This is a genomic window from Shewanella sp. 1180_01 (assembly GCF_052850535.1).
The window spans coordinates 1-16969 of the sequence record NZ_VXCT01000008.1 but is presented as its reverse complement, the minus strand read 5'-3'; the positions used below and the strand labels follow the sequence as shown (position 1 = coordinate 16969).

Here is a 16969-nt window from a genome sequence, read left to right as displayed (position 1 = left end):
CTGAAGTTAATTAGTCTTGGATTTCGCTGCGTAGATATTTAAACAGCTCTTTAGATGATTTTGATTCTGGACCTTTGGCCAGTTCTTTGGTCGCTTGACGCACCAAAGTACGCAGTTTCTGTCTGTCTAATTGCGGATAATGCTCAACTAAAGTTTGAATTTCAGCATCACCTTGGGTGAGTAAGCGTTCACGCATTTTTTCGAACATCTGCAACTTCGCTGTTTCGTTGTTGTTTTTATTCAACACGATAGCGAGTGAAGCCTTAATAGGCTCGATATCAAAATTACGCATCAATTTGCCGATATACTGCATGTGGCGACGATACGCCTCAGTATTAACCTTGATTTTGCGTGTTTGCAGGATAGCGTCGTACAAAAACTCATCCAGCTCGATTTTATCTAGCTGAGTCTTGCTCAGTGAAACAAGCTCCATACCGACTTTTTGCACGGCTTCGCTATCACGCTTGTCCGTTGTTTTACTGCTGACATAATCTTCATCTATGTCGTAGGGCTGTTTAAAATGTTCTGAATCACCAACAATCTTCATATAGATAAAACCTCAAGTAATTTACTGGCTAATAATAACATCTCCAGCCAAAAATCGCCTAGGTGAATGTGTTTATACCCAAGCTACCTGAAGATACGAGTTTCAGAGCGCCTAGGGTGCTTCAATTTAAGGCGCATCAATGACAGAATGTCGGCCACCTTTTGAATTGATGCAACACGGAAGTGGAGTGCCCTAGGCGCTCCGTCCCGGCGGGTTTTAACGCACTTTATGCTGTGTTGGTTATTTTTAACTTAGACCGCTAGGTCTGCAAATAACCGCCTTGCCTAAAGTGCGTTAAACTCCCGCTGAATCCTGCATCTTCAGGTTGTTTGGGTATAGGATACGCTCTCAAGCCTAAGTCGGCCGCGAATAATTAATGTGAATGGGATTTGTGTTTGTTATGCTAGAGTCATTGCCGACAACGAAAGAGTAGCTTTGTGTCTTTGAACAGAATCGATAGTGAATTGGGCGCGCTGAAAGATGCGGTGGCCGTGGCGCTGGAATATGCCAACAAATTAGGAACGAACGCTGCCGAAGTGGCGATCAGTAAACAACAAGGTTTGTCGGTTTCTACCCGTTTAAAAGAAGTTGAAACCGTTGAATTTAATAAAGATGGTGCCTTAGGGATTACGGTTTACCGCGATGGTTGCAAGGGCAGTTCATCGACGTCGGATTTAAGTCCAGAGGCCATCGCCTTAGCGGTGAAAGCGGCCGACGATATCGCCCGTTATACTTCTCCGGATCCATTCAGTGGTCTTGCCGATAAAGCCTTGATGGCAACTCAGATCCGCGATCTTCAGCTGTATTATCCAGAAGATATTTCCCCCGATGAGTTAGCCCAACTGGCGATCCGCGCCGAAACTGCGGCACTCGATGCCGATCCGCGCATTAATAATTCCGACGGCGCCAGTGCCAATGCTCACACTGCGGTTAAAGTGTATGGCAACAGCCACGGTTTCTTAAACGGGTATTGCAGCTCGCGTTATAGCTTAAGTTGCAGCGTGATCGGTGAAGATAGTGAAGGCAATATGCAACGGGATTACGATTACACTATCGCCCGTAAATTCAGCGAGATGCTTGCACCTGAAACGGTCGGTTTAAAGACTGCCGAGAAGACAGTAAGCCGCCTCGGTGCGCGTAAGATTGCGACAACGCGTTTACCTATTTTATTGGCTCCAGATATCGCCACAGGGTTAATCGGCCACTTCATCGGTGCGATCAGCGGTGGCAGTTTATACCGTAAATCCAGTTTCTTATTGGATTCGATCAACACTCAAATCTTCCCCGATTGGTTCAATATCGAAGAACAGCCGCATTTACTGGGCGCACTGGCGAGCGCGAACTACGACAGCGAAGGCGTGTCGACCCAAGATAGACGGATTATCGACCGCGGCATGTTAGAAACCTATTTGCTGACCAGCTACTCGGCGCGCAAGTTAGGCTTAACCAACACGGGTCACGCGGGTGGTATTTATAACTGGACGCTCGGCCACACAGGCCAAACCTTCGACGAATTGGTAAAAGACATGGGCACAGGTTTGATTGTGACCGAAGTTATGGGCCAAGGCGTGAACATGGTTACGGGCGATTATTCCCGTGGTGCGGCAGGCTTCTACGTTGAAAACGGTGAGATCCAATATCCAGTGGAAGAAATCACTATCGCGGGTAACTTGAAAGAGATGTTCCGTGGCGTGCAAGCCGTGAGTAAGGATTTTGATCTGCGCTCATCGATTCGTACCGGCGGCATCTTGTTATCTGAAATGAAGATTGCGGGTAACTAATCCATAGTTTTACTCTTTGTGCATAGCGCTTAAGTCGTCTCAGCGTTTTAGTGCCTGTACTTTAGCGCTAGTAGCATGAATGTGGTTTGAGCATAAAAAAGGGCAAGCGATTAATCACTTAATCTGCTTGCCCTTTTTGTTTAACGTTTGGATTTAGAGCTGCTCGACCTAAAAAGCCGTGTCGTTAAAAACGATGTGGTTAAAATCAGTCGTTAGAACGCATAGCTTGCGCTGAGTTCAAACGAGCGACCTGCACCGGCAATCTGGTTAAAGCCATTGGTATTATCGGCCTTAAATTCCGCCACACTCACACCGCCCAGTGGCAGCTCATAGTAGCTGTCGAATAGGTTATTCACGGCGAAGGTGACAGTCAGATCCTGCCATTTCATACTGCTGTTCAAGTTAAGCAAGGAGTAGCTATCGGTTTCATTTTCAAGGCGGCGGTCATCCACGCGATCTTTGGTCGCAACCCATTGCCATGAAAGACTGTTTTCCCAGTTACCTAGTTGATGTTGCAGTGCCAGCTCAGTTTGCAGCGGCTTGATTTGATATAAAGGCTCATTGCCTTCATCTCGCTCACCACGGGTCACATTCACTTTACCTAACACTTGCCATTTACCTGTGCTGGTTTCGGCAAACTGATAGAGCGCATTAAAGCGTGCGCCATAGAGATTGGCATCTAAGTTAGTGAATTGAAGAATATTGCGTTTGCCATCAGCTGAGCTAGTGCGATTGAAACTGCCAATCACTTCGGCATCGATATAGTCAGTCACCGCTGTGTACCAAGCTGTGGTCGAGACTTGCCAGCTATCACCGTTATATTTGTAGGCTGCGCTCAGGGTGTGGGCAGTTTCTGGCTTTAGATCCGGATTACCCACATAACCATTACCATCGCCATACCAACCTATCATAGTGGTTGCCATAGTGCCGCGACCCCAGCTGTAACGCTCGTACAGATTGGGGGCACGATTCTTGCGGGCAAGGCCAAACTCAAGTTGTTGATTGGCCGATAACTGATAGCGAGCCAGTAAGGTGGCGTCAATCAGATCATCATTACGCTCTCTGTCCATCTCGTTAAAGGCCTGCGCCGCAGCGGCATCCATATTCGGCATGCCCATCATTGGCATATCACTATAAGCTTGGACTTCACCGGTATTGGTGGTGACATACTCAAAGCGAACACCCGCCGATAACCACCAGCTAGAGCTCAAATCTTGCTGCCATTCGCCATAAACGGCGGCGCGGCGACGTTCGCCATCGTTGATGTTGATGTAATCATTCGGCGCCATCATAGTGCCTGGCACTGCAGGCCACACATCGTCGAGGTGGTAGCTATAGAATTCTTGGCCGACCAGTAAGGTGCTGTCATCGCCCATTGGCAAGCGCCAGTGCAGTTGATAGCTGTAGTCGTCACCTTCAGTGTTCATCGGCATCTTGCCGGTTTTTTCTGGGGTGAAAAAGCCCATCTCGTGCTTCACGCCGTGCCAATTGAATTGGGCGCTGAACTCACCGTCATCGTCGAGTTTGAGTTGATAACGGGCGAGGGCACCGTAACTCTTGTTATCCGTCATATCCATGTATTGGTTAGCAAAACCTTGGAATGGAATATTTTGGTGGGTCAATTTGATGGCAACTTCTTGAGTCTCATCGCGCCATGCGGCGGTCAGTGCATGGTTTTGTGCGCGGTACAGGGTATCGATGACTTTATCGCCATTGCCATCTTTATAGCTGTTGGCATCTTCATAGGCGCCTTGATAGCTAAGACTGACATTTTTGCTGGCGACAGTGGCGTTGGTGCCGAGTAATAAAGTGTCACTCACGCTGCGGTATCCCGTTGAAATATCGCCACTATTCCACTTGATAGCCTCGCTTTCGCCAAATTTAGGATTAAGGCTGCTGACTTTGATCACACCCGCGATATTGTCGCCACCCGCGCTGACTGGCGATACACCCGCAATCACTTCGGCTGTGGTGACTTGATTGGCGGAAATATAGGACAGCGGTGGATTCATTTGATTGGCGCAGGAAGCGGTAATGTCCGCACCATCAACTAACACTTTAATGCGATCGCCCATCATGCCATTGAGAATAGGCAGAGCTGATACGCCACCCGCTTCGGAGAAATCTACTCCTTGTCCTTTCAGCAGGTTTTCAGCCGAACCTAGCGTGTTGCGGTTTTCGGTCTGTTGGCCGTGGACTTCTAAGCGTTCAATATTGGCTAATTCGCTGTCATCGGCCATTGCCTGTGGCGCTAGCGATAAGCCCATGGCGATTGCGAGGGATGAGGAAATTACTGAAGTTTTAAACGGGTGAGATAAATACGCAGAATTTGCAGCCATCTTATTGTCTTCCATTCACTTGGATTAATTGCGCTGCATTATAAAGAGCATCTATGAGTGACAGGTGCGGCATATTGTCGCAGAGGGCAACAAAGCGGGTTAAAAACAGAATTGAGCTTGAGCAGAAGGTAAATTCCTCGCACTTGAATCACTTAGGCCATGATTTTCTTTGACTCTTTAAACATTGTGCTCATCAATCATCGATAAGCACATCAATGGAATCCTGCTTTATCGGCCGTTAGAGGAGGCGTGAGTTTTTAAGACTTGAGCTAACCAAAATACTTGCTATACAGTCGCTGAGTTTCGCCTTGGGAATCCATGGCGGCGAGTGCTTTGGCAAACTGGAAAGCTTTAGAATCAGGCGCTAACACTGTGGGGCTATTGTCTGGGCTGATGGGTTTTTCGGCGCGATAGTTAGGGTTGTGTCTACCGCGGTAGTGACGGCTTTTTTTCGAGAAGCCGAGGTACATTTCCTGCGCTGATTGGCAGCAGTTATAGTGGAGTTTGAACTGAGTGGGGTCGCGATCGTTAAGGTAATAATGCAGCGTGGTTTGATCGTAGATGAAAAAATCCCCTTGGTTTGAAAGCAAATAATCCAAGGCTTTAGACACATTGAGTTCAGGCGGTTTACGTACCTGTATTTTGTCGGGCAGGCCGCCAAAGTCGTAGCTGCCGGGGGCGATTAAGAGGGTCATCTTATTGTTGACTAACTGCTCAATCGAGCGAATATCGGCGGCCCCCGCACGGCTAATGCCTATGGCGCGTTCTGAAAGTCCATTAGGGATAAAATGCGCGTATTTAGCCCGATCTTCGGTGAAGTTAAGCCCGGGATAAAAGTCGATATTGCCGAGCTTGAGATCCCGCAGTATGCGTAATTTAGGTGCGCGCACCACATTGAGTTTGCAGCCAATCTTGTCCGCCGCCGCTTGGTAAAGGTCGTGATAAAATCCCGTGTTATTGGGCTCATCTCCAATAAAAGGTAAGCGTTCGCTGGTGCGATACCCCATGGTAATTACGCAGGCGTCTGAACTGGAAAAGGCATTGGCGAGCGGGGCTTGAAGCGTCATCAGCAAGAGCAGTGCGCCGAGCCAAGGTTGAGCGACTAACGTGGATTTCAAATTGATCTCCTTATCTGTCGATTACAAAGTGTAACCTGAGTGCCAATAAAGGTTATGGCAAAATCCGTAAACTAATCTTAAAATTCATTAACTAAATCTTATTGATTATTAAGCTTAATATATTATTTTGTTTGAATAATCTATCATACTTTCCTACTAGTCAACGCCATTTTTTATGTTGGAGTGCACAAACTCTGTACATCTGATTTGATTGCGTTATAGTTTGCGCTGTTAGGCCATGGGCTTAACTTTCATTAAGCAGTGAGGCATAAAATGACTAAGCAAAAACCGCAAAATATGACCTTAGAACACGAAAGTGGCCGAGGCACCATTACCGACAACGCACTTAAAGCGTTAGTGACGAGTCCCCTGTTTAGGACCCGTACCGAGAAAGCGAAAAAGGGCAAAGGGTCGTACGACCGTAATGCACAAAACCGAAAGGGGCATCAGCATAAGGGCGATGCCCCTTTTGACTTTTTAGGTCTAAGCTTTTGTTAATCTGTTGCTCTCCCTGTTTTAGCCCGCTTGCTTTAATCCCTCGTTAATCCTGCCCGTTCCTGCTATTTCGCCAGCCTCAACATCCGTCTTTACGCTTAAATCAGCCTTATTGTCGATAGTCGCTTTCCTTCTGAGAGCTTAGCTTGGAATGAATTGGTACTTTTATCCTGAGCGAGTATGGTGAAGGCTTAGAGGGTTTTAGCGAAGGAGATACGCATGGCACAGCAATATCGAATTGAACACGACACTATGGGCGAGGTAAAAGTCCCCGCAGACTGTTATTGGGGCGCGCAAACCGAGCGTTCACGGCAGCACTTTCGTATCGGTGTCGAAGCGTCAATGCCGATTGAAGTGATCCATGCATTTGGTTATCTCAAAAAGGCCGCCGCCATCACCAATCAACAACTCGGCACTTTGACTCAAGCTAAAGCCCAACTGATTGCCCAAGTGTGCGATGAGCTGATTGCGGGCGAACTCGATACGCAATTTCCCTTGGTGATTTGGCAAACGGGCTCGGGCACGCAAACCAATATGAACGTCAATGAGGTGATCGCCTATCGCGGCCATGTGCTCTCCGGTGGGCAACTCACCGATGCGGTTAAATGTTTACATCCCAATGACGATGTTAATCGCTCGCAATCTTCCAACGATACTTTCCCTACCGCCATGCACATTGCTGCCTATCGTCAAGCCGTTGAGCTGGTTTTGCCCGGCATGAAGTTATTGCAGCAGAGCTTGCAGCACAAGGCCGAGGAATTTGTGCACCTAGTTAAAATCGGCCGCACGCATTTTATGGATGCGACACCGTTAACCTTAGGCCAAGAGTTTTCGGGTTACGCCGCGCAATTAAGTCATGGTATCGAAGGCATTGAGCACAGTCTCAAGCGGGTGGCCGAGTTAGCCTTAGGTGCGACTGCCGTGGGCACTGGGCTGAATACGCATAAGGATTACGCCGTTAAGGTGGCGGACAATATCGCAAAGCTCACAGGCTTGCCCTTAGTGACTGCGCCGAATAAGTTTGCCGCCCTTGCTGCCCACGATGAATTAGTCGCGCTATCGGCGGCCTATAAAGTGGCGGCGGTCAGTTTAATGAAGATCGCAAATGATATTAGGATGTTAGGTTCTGGCCCGCGCTGCGGCATCGCTGAGTTATTCCTGCCTGAAAATGAACCGGGTTCGTCCATCATGCCGGGAAAAGTCAACCCGACTCAGGTTGAGGCCATGACTATGGTGTGCGCGCAAGTCATGGGCAATGATGTCGCCGTTAGCATTGGCGGCAGCAATGGTCAGTTTGAGCTCAATGTATTTAAGCCAATGATTATCGCCAATGTGCTGCAATCGGGGCGCTTATTGGGGGATGCTTGTCAGTCGTTTAATGACCATTGCGTGGTCGGCATAGTGGCAAATGAACCACAGATTGCTAAGCATGTGGAAAACTCACTCATGCTAGTGACGGCGCTGAATCAACATATCGGTTATGAAAAGGCCGCTAAGATCGCCAAAAAAGCCCATAGCGAACACAAGACACTGCGCCAAGCGGCATTAGAACTTGAGTTTGTCACGGCAGAAGAGTTCGAGCTTTGGGTCGATGCCAATAAGATGTTAGGGCCAGATGCTTAATATCTATTGCTTAATACATAATGTCTCAGCCTAGCTGCTGATAAATCAGCGGAAGTGAGGCTGGCAATGAATCAAGATCGTGAGCCGAGATAATGAAAAGAAATAGTGTGATGAGATAGCGAGAAGAAATAGTGTGATGAGTTAGTGAGGCGAAACAGTGGAGTAAGGAGGCTGAAGCATTCGCAGTGTTAATGTTTACGGTGCATCGAATGATAAAAAAACAAAAAGCGAACCAGAGGTTCGCTTTTTGAGTCATAGCCTGTCCTGTATCAGAACGGCTTAGTCTTGGGTGTCAGCGTCTACCACTTCAGCCCACAGATCGTGTTCATCTGAATGGGTGATGCGGGCACGAACCAACATACCTGGCTCAAGTTCAGTTTCACCATTGATAAACACCATACCGTCGATTTCAGGTGCATCGGCGAAGCTGCGGCCAATAGCGCCTTCTTCGTCTACATCATCAATCAGAATATCTAAAGTACGGCCAACGAAACGGGCTAAACGCTCGGCGCTGATCTCGGCTTGGAGTTCCATAAATCTGTGGTATCTGTCTTCTTTAACTTCTTCGCTGATAAGCTCGGCGATAGTGTTGGCGACAGCGCCATCGACTTCAGAATACTTAAAGCAACCTACGCGATCAAGACGTGCTTCTTTTAAGAAATCGAGCAGGATTTGGAAATCCTCTTCGGTTTCACCAGGGAAGCCGACGATGAAGGTCGAGCGGATCACTAGATCTGGGCAGATTTCACGCCAGCGTTGAATCGCTTCTAACTGACGGTCAACACGGCCTGGACGCTTCATCATCTTCAGGATGCGCGGGCTAGCATGCTGCATTGGAATATCCAAATACGGCAGGATTAAACCTTCGGCCATCAAGGGGATCAAATCGTCAACCCATGGGTAGGGATAGATGTAATGCAGACGCACCCAAGCGCCCATTTTACCCAGTTGGCGCGCTAGGCTAGTAATGTCTTGCTTGACTGGCATACCGTTCCAAAAATCGGTACGACCGCCTTTGTCTTTGCCGTAGGCCGAGGTGTCTTGGCTCACAACTAGAATTTCTTGTACGCCTGATTCCACTAAACGCTTAGCTTCATCTAAGATGCTGCCCGCTGGGCGGCTGTCGAGATCGCCACGTAGCGAAGGGATGATGCAGAAAGTACAACGGTTGTCGCAACCTTCTGAAATCTTTAAATAAGCGTAATGCTTAGGCGTTAACTTAACCCCAGTTTGTGGGATTAACGAGGTGAAAGGGTTGTGCTCTGGCTTAGGCACATATTTATGAACGTGCTTCAACACCGCTTCGTAGCTGTGTGGGCCAGTGATTTCTAACACATCTGGGTGCACTTCGCGGATTTGGTTTTCTTTGGCGCCAAGGCAGCCAGTGACGATCACTTTGCCGTTTTCTTCTAAGGCTTCACGCACAGCATCCAGAGATTCTTCCACCGCAGCATCGATAAAGCCGCAGGTGTTGACGATAACTAAGTCGGCATTGTCGTAGCTGTTAGTGACTTCGTAGCCGTCGATGCGTAACTGAGTCAGAATACGCTCTGAATCCACGAGGTTTTTTGGGCAGCCCAAAGACACGAAACCGATGCGATTCCCAGTGGTAACAGCATTAGTGCTTGCTGCTTCTAATGTTTTGACTGGGATATCAAGCGTGGTCGTTTGCTTGGGTTTAAAAGTTTCAACTGTCATGGTTTCTCGCTGAGGTATAAGCCGCCTTAAAAAAGTTGGCGGATTATACCTGAAGTGATTAAAAGGTACAGTAGCTTTGGCTGAAAAGTGTACAACTGGGGCGCTGAATATGCCAGTTAACCCTAAGGCCTATTTTGGGTGTGGGTATAGAGATATCCGCTAGAGATCCGCAGTCGAACTCATAGGGATAAAAATAGCTAAACATTTTTCAGAAAAATTAACCCTTTTTAAAATTGGCCGCGTTTATAGGGGCAAGAGACAATTTCTTGATGCTGTTACATATTGGCACAAGTATTGGCACTTTTTACTGATAGCCTAAGCGCTAAATAAGCGACACAGTCGTTTTAGCCGTCTCGTTTTGAATATGCGTTCTATTTGAAGTGGTTTAGCTATAAGCACATTATTTTGGAGTAAGTTATGAAAAATTCTCTTTTAGCGGTATTGGTGGCGGGTGGTCTTTTTTCTAGCGCGTTTATGGCGCCAGCGGTACTCGCCGCTGAGGTCGATTTCCCCCACATTGAAACCATGGGTGTGAGCCAAATCCAAGTCGAGCCTGATATGGCGGATGTGAATGTGGAAGTGGCCGTGACCGAAAAAACCGCTAAAGCCGCCAAAGATAATTCCGATGCCGCCGTGGCTAAGTTTATCGCCCGTCTCACCGCAGCGGGTGTGACTAAAGATCAGATCCAGAGCGCGAATTTAAATCTTCAACCGCAATACGTCTATGTGCAGGATAAAGCGCCAGAGCTGACGGGTTATACTGCCAGTCGCCAAATTACCGTGACGGTAACAGACTTAAGCCGCTTGAATGCTATTTTAGATTCTGCCTTAGAAGAGGGCATGAATCGGGTCAATAACATCGCCCTTAAGTCGAGCAAAGAAGCTGAATACGTCGCCAAAGCACGTCAAGCCGCGATTGTGGATGCCAAACAAAAAGCCGAATCTTTGGCTAAAGGCTTTGGTGAAAATCTCGGTAAGATTTGGCAGATCCGTTATTACGATCAACGCCCTGTGCAACCTGTCATGTTGCGTATGAGCGCTAAAGCCGATGCCATGGGCGCCGCCGAGAGTTATCAATATGGTCAAGTGAGCATAGAAGATAGAGTTGAAGTGATTTATAAACTGAAGTAAATCAGTCAGAGGCATATGGTGATGGATGAAGCTCCTATTGGGATTCATCCATTTTTTTATGCCGTTTACAATCGTTTTATATTTTTGGAAATAGCATTCTTCACTCTATATGTGATGGATTTTATTAGGATGATGAACAGTAAAAACTGGCAAATTTAAACATTTATCCTCACACTAGTAAGGTGATATTAAGGAGGCCGTTTATGGATTTCCCCGCTCGAATAAAGCAACAAACTTGCATGGATTGCTTAAGTGGTAAGTCATTAGGATTTGAAATTCGAATGGCATTTCAACCTATTATCCATTGGCCTAGTCGTGAGATTAGCGGTTATGAAGCTTTGGTCCGAGGCCCTGATGGTGAAGGAGCTGCGTGGGTGTTTGAGCGGATTAATGAAAATAATAAATACTATTTTGATCAGGCTTGCCGTGTTAAAGCGATAGAAACCGCTTCAAAGCTGGGACTCGATAAGATGCTCAGTATCAACTTTTTACCTAATGCCGTATATAACCCTGAGACCTGTATCCGCGCGACGATTGAAGCCGCCGACATGTATGGGTTTGATATTCACAAAATCATGTTCGAAGTGACTGAGGGCGAGCAAATTGTTGATCGGGCAAAATTAGTCCGTATCTTCGAGAGCTATGCTAAGCGTGGTTTTATCACTGCAATCGATGATTTTGGCAGTGGTTTTGCTGATTTAAGTTGGTTAGATGCCCTGCGTCCCCAAGTGCTAAAACTCGATATGACTTTGATCCGTGATATCGATGTCGATAAAGAAAAACAGCTGGCGGTGGATGAAATACTGCGTATTTGTCTAGAACTTAATACAAGAGTCTTGGCCGAAGGCGTTGAGAGCGAAGCCGAACTGAATTATCTCGCTGGAATCGGGATTGAGTATTTTCAGGGTTACTACTTTGCTAAACCTAAGCTCGAACATTTAACTACCTACGAAGAGCTAAACTTTCATGCATCATAGCCGCGCTCGTTCGACGTCTTAAACTATCTGGTTATTCTTCTGCTTTGTGTGTTTACCATCGAATCTAAAATATTTAATTAACAGACACTTGCCAGCACGTTAAGTACGGTGAGTGTGTCTGTACCTGTCAGCCAAAACGAAAAAGCAATGGCGGCTTAGTTTCAATTGGGGCAGATATTTGAATCGCCGCTCTTACCCTTGCGGGGTTAGCGCCGCTAAAAGGTGGCGATATCGACACATCTGACTAAGCTTACTCTGACTCAAACAAAGGAGGTGTTATGAAACAATTTACAGTTTTAACCCTATTGGTATCCTGTTCCCTGCTGCTTGCTAGCCCAGTATTTGCCCACGGTGAAATCGGTGAACCCTCGGATGGCGCCAAGGGAATGGCGGGTGCCATGGGCACCATAGAATTTAAACCCTCAGATTGGCAAGAGAATAAACAGAGCTGGTGGAAGGACAGTGATGGTGTTGCGCCCGGTGTTGCCGGTTGCCATGTCGGTACCGATGCACAAGGTGTGCCTAATGGCAGAATGTTTGGTGAGGCGTGTTTGCCCGATGGCTTGTTAGTCGAATCCAATCCCGGCAAAGATGTGATACACGGTCACAGTGACGACTTAGGTCATCCTGATACCTTTGACTGTAATGCTTGGTGTGTTGGCGAAGGTAAAACTGCGGGAATGTGTGAAGTGGCCGCTGCGCCGCCTTGCGAGCAATCCGCGAGATGCGCCTGCAAGTAGTTAATCGCGAGTGTGAGCTCGATGTGTGTTGTGAGTTCACTGCGATTTCATTTCTTTGGCTAACATATTCTTCTGCTGGTGATTATCGCGCTTAGCGCCTCTCCTACCCAACATACTTATTTGAATCCTTGAGTGCACAATTGGCCGCTTTAGCTTTAGCCGTACTGAGCTGCGGGGCAATTGCTTGTTTATGATATCGGCTAACTGATATATCATGCGCCACCTAAAATTGCCCTTGTAACCTATTCGCTACTATGTCTTCCAACGCGCTCTATACCGATTTATCCGGCTATTACGATTTAATGTGTTCTGATATTAACTACCAGCAACAGAGTGCGAGCATTCATCGTCTGCATCAGTTCCTTGGCAATAACGGTAAACAACACCTTGATTTAGCTTGTGGTACGGGTCCGCATGTGCGGCATTTTATCGATCTTGGTTATCAATGCAGTGGCCTCGATATCAATCAGCCAATGCTTGACATGGCCATGCGCCGTTGTCCCGAAGCCCAGTTTAACCTCCAAGATATGACAGCTTTTTATTTAGAAGAGCGCGTCGACTTGATTACCTGTTTTTTATATTCCATCCATTACAGTGCTTGTATCGAACGGCTTAAAAGCTGTATCGCCAGCGTGCACAGTGCGCTCAATGACGGCGGACTGTTTTGTTTTAATACTGTCGATAAACACAGAATTGATAACACTACCTCGGTTAAGCATTTTGCCGAGTTTGATGGTAGTCATTTCGCCTTCGAATCCGGCTGGCATTACAGTGGTCAAGGCGAGAAACAGTCCTTAAAGTTGAGTATTGCCAAAAGCAGTCTGCCGTTTACTGAGGTGCCAGCTTCGCCTTTACCAGTCTCTGACATGAAAGGTTTAGGCTCGCTGGAAGCGGGGTTACACGCCGCAGGTTTACAGGAAGTTGGCTTACAAGAACTACACAGCATTGAGCAATGGCAAGATCAACATGCCATGGTCGCTACTAGCTTCACAGAGCTTCAAGAACTGTTAGCCCCCTATTTTGAAGTGCATGTTTTCGAACACGATTATGAAAGAATCGTCCCGTGGGATTTAGCATCCGGCAACGCGCTGTTTGTCTGCGTGAAGATTTGACCTTCTGTTGAAGGTTCGGCAACTCAAATGACTCTTCGCAACGTCGAAGAGCAAGGGCGATTCATTGGGTTTAAGTAAGGTTTGTTAGCCCTTAAAACAAAATGAGTCTTGGGTGCTCTGTCTTTTCAATTCTCTTTTCATACTTTTGTGATGATGGCTGGCGGCTGATTTCGTGCTTCAATGTATGGTAAAGCGAACGTTATTATTGATGGAATGACTGGCAGCATGGAGAGTTGATATGAAGCAACTAGCAGAAAACCTGTGGATTTTTGATGGTGAAGCCGTACCATTTTTTACCTTGCCCTATACCACACGGATGACAGTGATCCGCTTAAATAATGGCGCTTTGTGGGTACATAGCCCAATCAAGCTCACCTCTGAACTTCAAGCACTGGTCGAGGCGTTAGGCGAAGTTCGTTATCTTATTGCACCTAATCATTTGCACCACCTGTTTTTAAAGGACTGGCAGCAACGTTATCCACAGGCCCAAAGCTTTGGCACCTCGGAAGTTCAAACAAAGCGGCCAGATCTCCATTTTGATGGCCTGTTCACCGCTCAATTTCATGCCATGTGGGCGGCTGATATTGACCAACTTTTATTTACGGGCTCTCATTTTATGCAGGAATGTGTGTTCTTTCATAAAGCATCGCGTACTTTGATTGTGACGGACCTTATCGAAAACTTTTCACCCGAATCTTTTAATGCCTTACAGCGATTATTGGCTCGCGGAGCGGGAATACTCGCTCCAAACGGTAAAATGCCCTTAGATTGGCGTTTAAGTTTTATGTTTGCTAAGACACAAGCACGTAATCATATTAATAAAATATTAGCTTGGGAGCCAAAAGTTATCATCATGGCCCATGGTCTTATCATAGAGAATGATGCAACGGCATTTCTGGAAAAATCATTTTCTTGGGTAAAGGGGGAATAATAGTTTTATGATATTTTCCCAATATCATTTTAGCGTTTAAACCGCTATACATTATCAGCGAATAAAAGGTGGACACTTTATAGTTGAATTCGGGAGTTAACTATCTGCAATATTATTTACAATTAACCAGTACGACATGAGTGATGACTAATTTATAAGAGGCAGTAGGTTGATGGGATGTAGCGGGCTTGTGAATTTACTCCTTATCTATGAAATAGTTACAATGCAATAGGCAATAAATACATTCGCCAGAGTGAGTGCAACTTACAGCTATTAATATATAAGTGATTTTAGCTGTTATTTTAGACGGGCTTTCTTCATTTTAAATTATCTTAGTTAAGGTATAGCATTGATAGTAATGTTTTTTTATTAATTTTCTTAAACCTATTTAGCTTGAGCTCGGTAAGTCTGGCATTACTTTTGTAATGTACTTAGCGTATTTAAATAATTAACTAGGAGTACATTATGAAAAATACCATTCTTACTTTGGCCGCCATTATTTCTTTAGCCTCTGTTAGTGTTTACTCTCATGCGGAGAACATGAAAAATAATGATGTCGCAGAAAATGGCATTTATGTTGGTGCTAACTATGGTTATTTAAAAGTTGATGGTAAAGATGACTTCGATGACAATAGCGATGTTATTCAAGGGCTTGTTGGTTATCGCTTTAACCAGTATTTAGCTATCGAGGGCGGATACGTTAACTTCGGTGATTATGGCAATAGCCTTTCTAATGCAGAAACAGATGGTTATACCGCTGCGCTAAAAGTCTCATATCCCATTGTCGATCGCGTTGAGTTGTACGCTAAAGGTGGGCAACTATGGTATTCCACTGATTATGATGTGTTAGGTTTTTCTGGAAATAAAGATGATGAAGGTGTGTTCGCCGGTGCCGGTGTTGCATTCAAAGTCACAGATCGATTCTTAATTAATGCCGAGTACACTTGGTATGATGCAGGAATTACCGTTGAGAATGTTAGTAACGGTGCAGATACAGACACAGACTTTAAACAAGCCAGTTTAGGTGTTGAATATCGATTCTAATTATTCGTTTTTGATATTTATAATTTAAAAATTGATTATCTAGGTGTGACACGCTAAGTGTCACACCTTTTTTATATGATTAATATGTCCCTCATAGTTTTTTAAAGCAAAGTCAAAATCAAGGTCGTGGGGTTTCACCCCACACCCGACCAAAAGGGGAAAAGCGCCTGTTCCCCTTTTGGAAATCCCCCGGCGTCCCTAGCGAAGTTAGATGCATTGGTTAGTGGCTTCGTGCTTATTCGAAAATCGCTAACGCTTCCGATGGTACATCCTGTACCCCGAAAGCTAGCGAGGCATCAATGCCTCGCTCACGCGATTTTCTTCAACGCCCTTCAGCAACTTCGCAGGGGAAGGTGAACTTCTGTGATCTTGATGTTAGCTGTTAATCCCAAAGGAGTTATACCTATACAACTTTTTATTTTTTAACCGATAGGCGGATTGTTTGTTGTCTTTATTTCCCCTGCTTTATTTTTCCAATGAGGCAGCTCACGGATTCAGATTGATAGAGAAGGTACAGAGATCTAATGAGCCATACTACAGTTAATAACGTAGTAATGATAAATATTGCCTTCCAAGTGTCAGCAGTTAAGTATGCTGCCTTGAATTCTGTAGTTGCAAACACAATAATCAGTGTAATTAGAATTCCAAGCGGAGCTACCCACTGACCTTTTTTCTCTATATTCTGTACATGCTCATTAAGAATTAACTTTAATTTATCCTCTGTAATCTGAATAAGCCTTTGCTCTATGTTAGTATGCACTTCCGTTACATCAATCGTCTTTCTTGTGTAAAATCCATTACTATTCATGCAGCAGCCTCCAGTAATATTTGGAGGTCTAATTTAATTGCATTTCCAACCCTCTGACCAAAAGCCATTAGATAAACCTTTCGGTCTTCCGTAATACCAAAAGATGCTGGTTCACGAAAGCTCATTCCCTCTCCATCCCAATTGTTAAAAATCAGTTTTGCATAATCTTCCTGAGGTTCAATATCAAAACTACTCTCGCTTGGATTATCATATTTTTTATGAAAAACTAGATTTAGCTTAACATCCCAATTTAAAACCTTAAACTCAACCCATGAGTCTAAATCATCCTGAATAATAAGTGTCTGTGTTAAAATAACTTCTAAATTCCCAATTTTTGCTTTCATTTATTCTATAAATTCCAAATTGTAAATCAGTTAAATTAATGTCTTCATTGGTAAATGTCGAGCGTTTTAGAGTTTTAATAAAAATTATCTGAGATAACATGTTTTAATGCTGTTCAAATCAATCGAATTTAAAGAGCCTCCCATTGTTAAATTTTCTAAAGGAGATGGTAGGCGTTATTCAGGTTGCTTTAGATGGCATGTAAACAGCACTAAAGCTACAGGAGTTCACCTTCCCCTGCGAAGTTGCCGCGGGGCGTTGGAATAAATTGCGTGAGTCCGGT

At 45.5% G+C, this 16969-nt stretch carries 15 protein-coding genes; 9 read left to right on the top strand and 6 right to left on the bottom strand.

Going from position 1 to position 16969, the window contains the following annotated elements; all coding sequences use genetic code 11:
• Window positions 1-10: 10 nt before the first annotated feature.
• Entirely contained in the window at window positions 11-547 is a 537-nt protein-coding gene (gene yjgA, locus FW758_RS06655; protein ID WP_006087030.1) for a ribosome biogenesis factor YjgA, read from the bottom strand.
• 437 nt (window positions 548-984) lie between these two features.
• Between yjgA and pmbA the strand changes: the two genes are divergently transcribed.
• Complete coding sequence (gene pmbA, locus FW758_RS06650; protein WP_006083239.1) at window positions 985-2328, top strand: metalloprotease PmbA; 1344 nt, start codon at window positions 985-987, stop codon at window positions 2326-2328.
• Window positions 2329-2540: 212 nt separating this feature from the next.
• On the opposite strand, the gene FW758_RS06645 is transcribed toward pmbA, so the two are convergent.
• The gene (locus FW758_RS06645) at window positions 2541-4667 is read right to left on the bottom strand and encodes a TonB-dependent receptor (protein WP_446444972.1); all 2127 of its coding nucleotides are present in this window, start codon (window positions 4665-4667) and stop codon (window positions 2541-2543) included.
• A gap of 269 nt (window positions 4668-4936) precedes the next feature.
• Window positions 4937-5785 carry a substrate-binding periplasmic protein gene (locus FW758_RS06640; RefSeq protein ID WP_446444971.1) on the bottom strand — a complete coding sequence of 283 codons (849 nt, stop codon included), beginning with the start codon at window positions 5783-5785 and terminating at the stop codon, window positions 4937-4939.
• A 273-nt stretch (window positions 5786-6058) separates the two neighbouring features.
• On the opposite strand from FW758_RS06640, the gene FW758_RS06635 reads away from it, so the two are divergent.
• Window positions 6059-6283 (top strand): ribosome alternative rescue factor ArfA, encoded by a 225-nt coding sequence (locus tag FW758_RS06635; protein ID WP_071938697.1) that lies wholly within the window; start codon window positions 6059-6061, stop codon window positions 6281-6283.
• 216 nt (window positions 6284-6499) lie between these two features.
• Window positions 6500-7903 (top strand): class II fumarate hydratase, encoded by a 1404-nt coding sequence (gene fumC / locus FW758_RS06630; protein WP_446444970.1) that lies wholly within the window; start codon window positions 6500-6502, stop codon window positions 7901-7903.
• Window positions 7904-8182: 279 nt separating this feature from the next.
• Here fumC and rimO read toward each other — a convergent pair whose 3' ends face one another.
• The gene (gene rimO, locus FW758_RS06625; RefSeq protein ID WP_198573078.1) at window positions 8183-9601 is read right to left on the bottom strand and encodes a 30S ribosomal protein S12 methylthiotransferase RimO; all 1419 of its coding nucleotides are present in this window, start codon (window positions 9599-9601) and stop codon (window positions 8183-8185) included.
• Window positions 9602-10018: 417 nt separating this feature from the next.
• On the opposite strand from rimO, the gene FW758_RS06620 reads away from it, so the two are divergent.
• From FW758_RS06620 to FW758_RS06595, 6 genes are all read left to right on the top strand, one after another.
• Window positions 10019-10732, top strand: a complete 714-nt coding sequence (locus FW758_RS06620) for an oxidative stress defense protein (RefSeq protein ID WP_006083233.1) — start codon at window positions 10019-10021, stop codon at window positions 10730-10732.
• 203 nt (window positions 10733-10935) lie between these two features.
• The gene (locus FW758_RS06615; RefSeq protein ID WP_446444969.1) at window positions 10936-11709 is read left to right on the top strand and encodes an EAL domain-containing protein; all 774 of its coding nucleotides are present in this window, start codon (window positions 10936-10938) and stop codon (window positions 11707-11709) included.
• Window positions 11710-11987: 278 nt separating this feature from the next.
• Complete coding sequence (locus FW758_RS06610) at window positions 11988-12449, top strand: hypothetical protein (protein WP_126491099.1); 462 nt, start codon at window positions 11988-11990, stop codon at window positions 12447-12449.
• A 254-nt stretch (window positions 12450-12703) separates the two neighbouring features.
• A complete protein-coding gene (locus tag FW758_RS06605) occupies window positions 12704-13561 on the top strand; it encodes a class I SAM-dependent DNA methyltransferase (RefSeq protein WP_446444968.1) in 858 nt (285 codons plus the stop codon).
• A gap of 238 nt (window positions 13562-13799) precedes the next feature.
• Window positions 13800-14492, top strand: coding sequence for a DUF4336 domain-containing protein (locus tag FW758_RS06600; protein WP_446444967.1), 693 nt, complete (start codon window positions 13800-13802; stop codon window positions 14490-14492).
• A gap of 465 nt (window positions 14493-14957) precedes the next feature.
• On the top strand, window positions 14958-15536 hold the full coding sequence (locus FW758_RS06595) for a porin family protein (protein WP_012088141.1): 579 nt from the start codon (window positions 14958-14960) through the stop codon (window positions 15534-15536).
• A gap of 451 nt (window positions 15537-15987) precedes the next feature.
• Here the strand turns inward: FW758_RS06595 and FW758_RS06590 are convergent, their stop codons facing one another.
• Entirely contained in the window at window positions 15988-16344 is a 357-nt protein-coding gene (locus tag FW758_RS06590; protein ID WP_446444966.1) for a hypothetical protein, read from the bottom strand.
• Complete coding sequence (locus FW758_RS06585; protein WP_446444965.1) at window positions 16341-16688, bottom strand: DUF6864 domain-containing function; 348 nt, start codon at window positions 16686-16688, stop codon at window positions 16341-16343. The genes FW758_RS06590 and FW758_RS06585 overlap by 4 nt, the downstream gene beginning before the upstream one ends.
• Between the last annotated feature and the right edge of the window lie 281 nt (window positions 16689-16969).

What these genes read in the sequence shown, in the direction of transcription:
- FW758_RS06635 (WP_071938697.1), top strand. Translation starts at nt 6,059, where the DNA reads ATGACTAAGCAAAAACCGCAAAATATGACCTTAGAACACGAAAGTGGC.
- FW758_RS06585 (WP_446444965.1), bottom strand. Translation starts at nt 16,688, where the DNA reads ATGAAAGCAAAAATTGGGAATTTAGAAGTTATTTTAACACAGACACTT.
- rimO (WP_198573078.1), bottom strand. Translation starts at nt 9,601, where the DNA reads ATGACAGTTGAAACTTTTAAACCCAAGCAAACGACCACGCTTGATATC.
- fumC (WP_446444970.1), top strand. Translation starts at nt 6,500, where the DNA reads ATGGCACAGCAATATCGAATTGAACACGACACTATGGGCGAGGTAAAA.
- FW758_RS06590 (WP_446444966.1), bottom strand. Translation starts at nt 16,344, where the DNA reads ATGAATAGTAATGGATTTTACACAAGAAAGACGATTGATGTAACGGAA.
- FW758_RS06605 (WP_446444968.1), top strand. Translation starts at nt 12,704, where the DNA reads ATGTCTTCCAACGCGCTCTATACCGATTTATCCGGCTATTACGATTTA.
- FW758_RS06610 (WP_126491099.1), top strand. Translation starts at nt 11,988, where the DNA reads ATGAAACAATTTACAGTTTTAACCCTATTGGTATCCTGTTCCCTGCTG.
- FW758_RS06645 (WP_446444972.1), bottom strand. Translation starts at nt 4,667, where the DNA reads ATGGCTGCAAATTCTGCGTATTTATCTCACCCGTTTAAAACTTCAGTA.
- FW758_RS06600 (WP_446444967.1), top strand. Translation starts at nt 13,800, where the DNA reads ATGAAGCAACTAGCAGAAAACCTGTGGATTTTTGATGGTGAAGCCGTA.
- FW758_RS06595 (WP_012088141.1), top strand. Translation starts at nt 14,958, where the DNA reads ATGAAAAATACCATTCTTACTTTGGCCGCCATTATTTCTTTAGCCTCT.
- FW758_RS06615 (WP_446444969.1), top strand. Translation starts at nt 10,936, where the DNA reads ATGGATTTCCCCGCTCGAATAAAGCAACAAACTTGCATGGATTGCTTA.
- yjgA (WP_006087030.1), bottom strand. Translation starts at nt 547, where the DNA reads ATGAAGATTGTTGGTGATTCAGAACATTTTAAACAGCCCTACGACATA.
- FW758_RS06620 (WP_006083233.1), top strand. Translation starts at nt 10,019, where the DNA reads ATGAAAAATTCTCTTTTAGCGGTATTGGTGGCGGGTGGTCTTTTTTCT.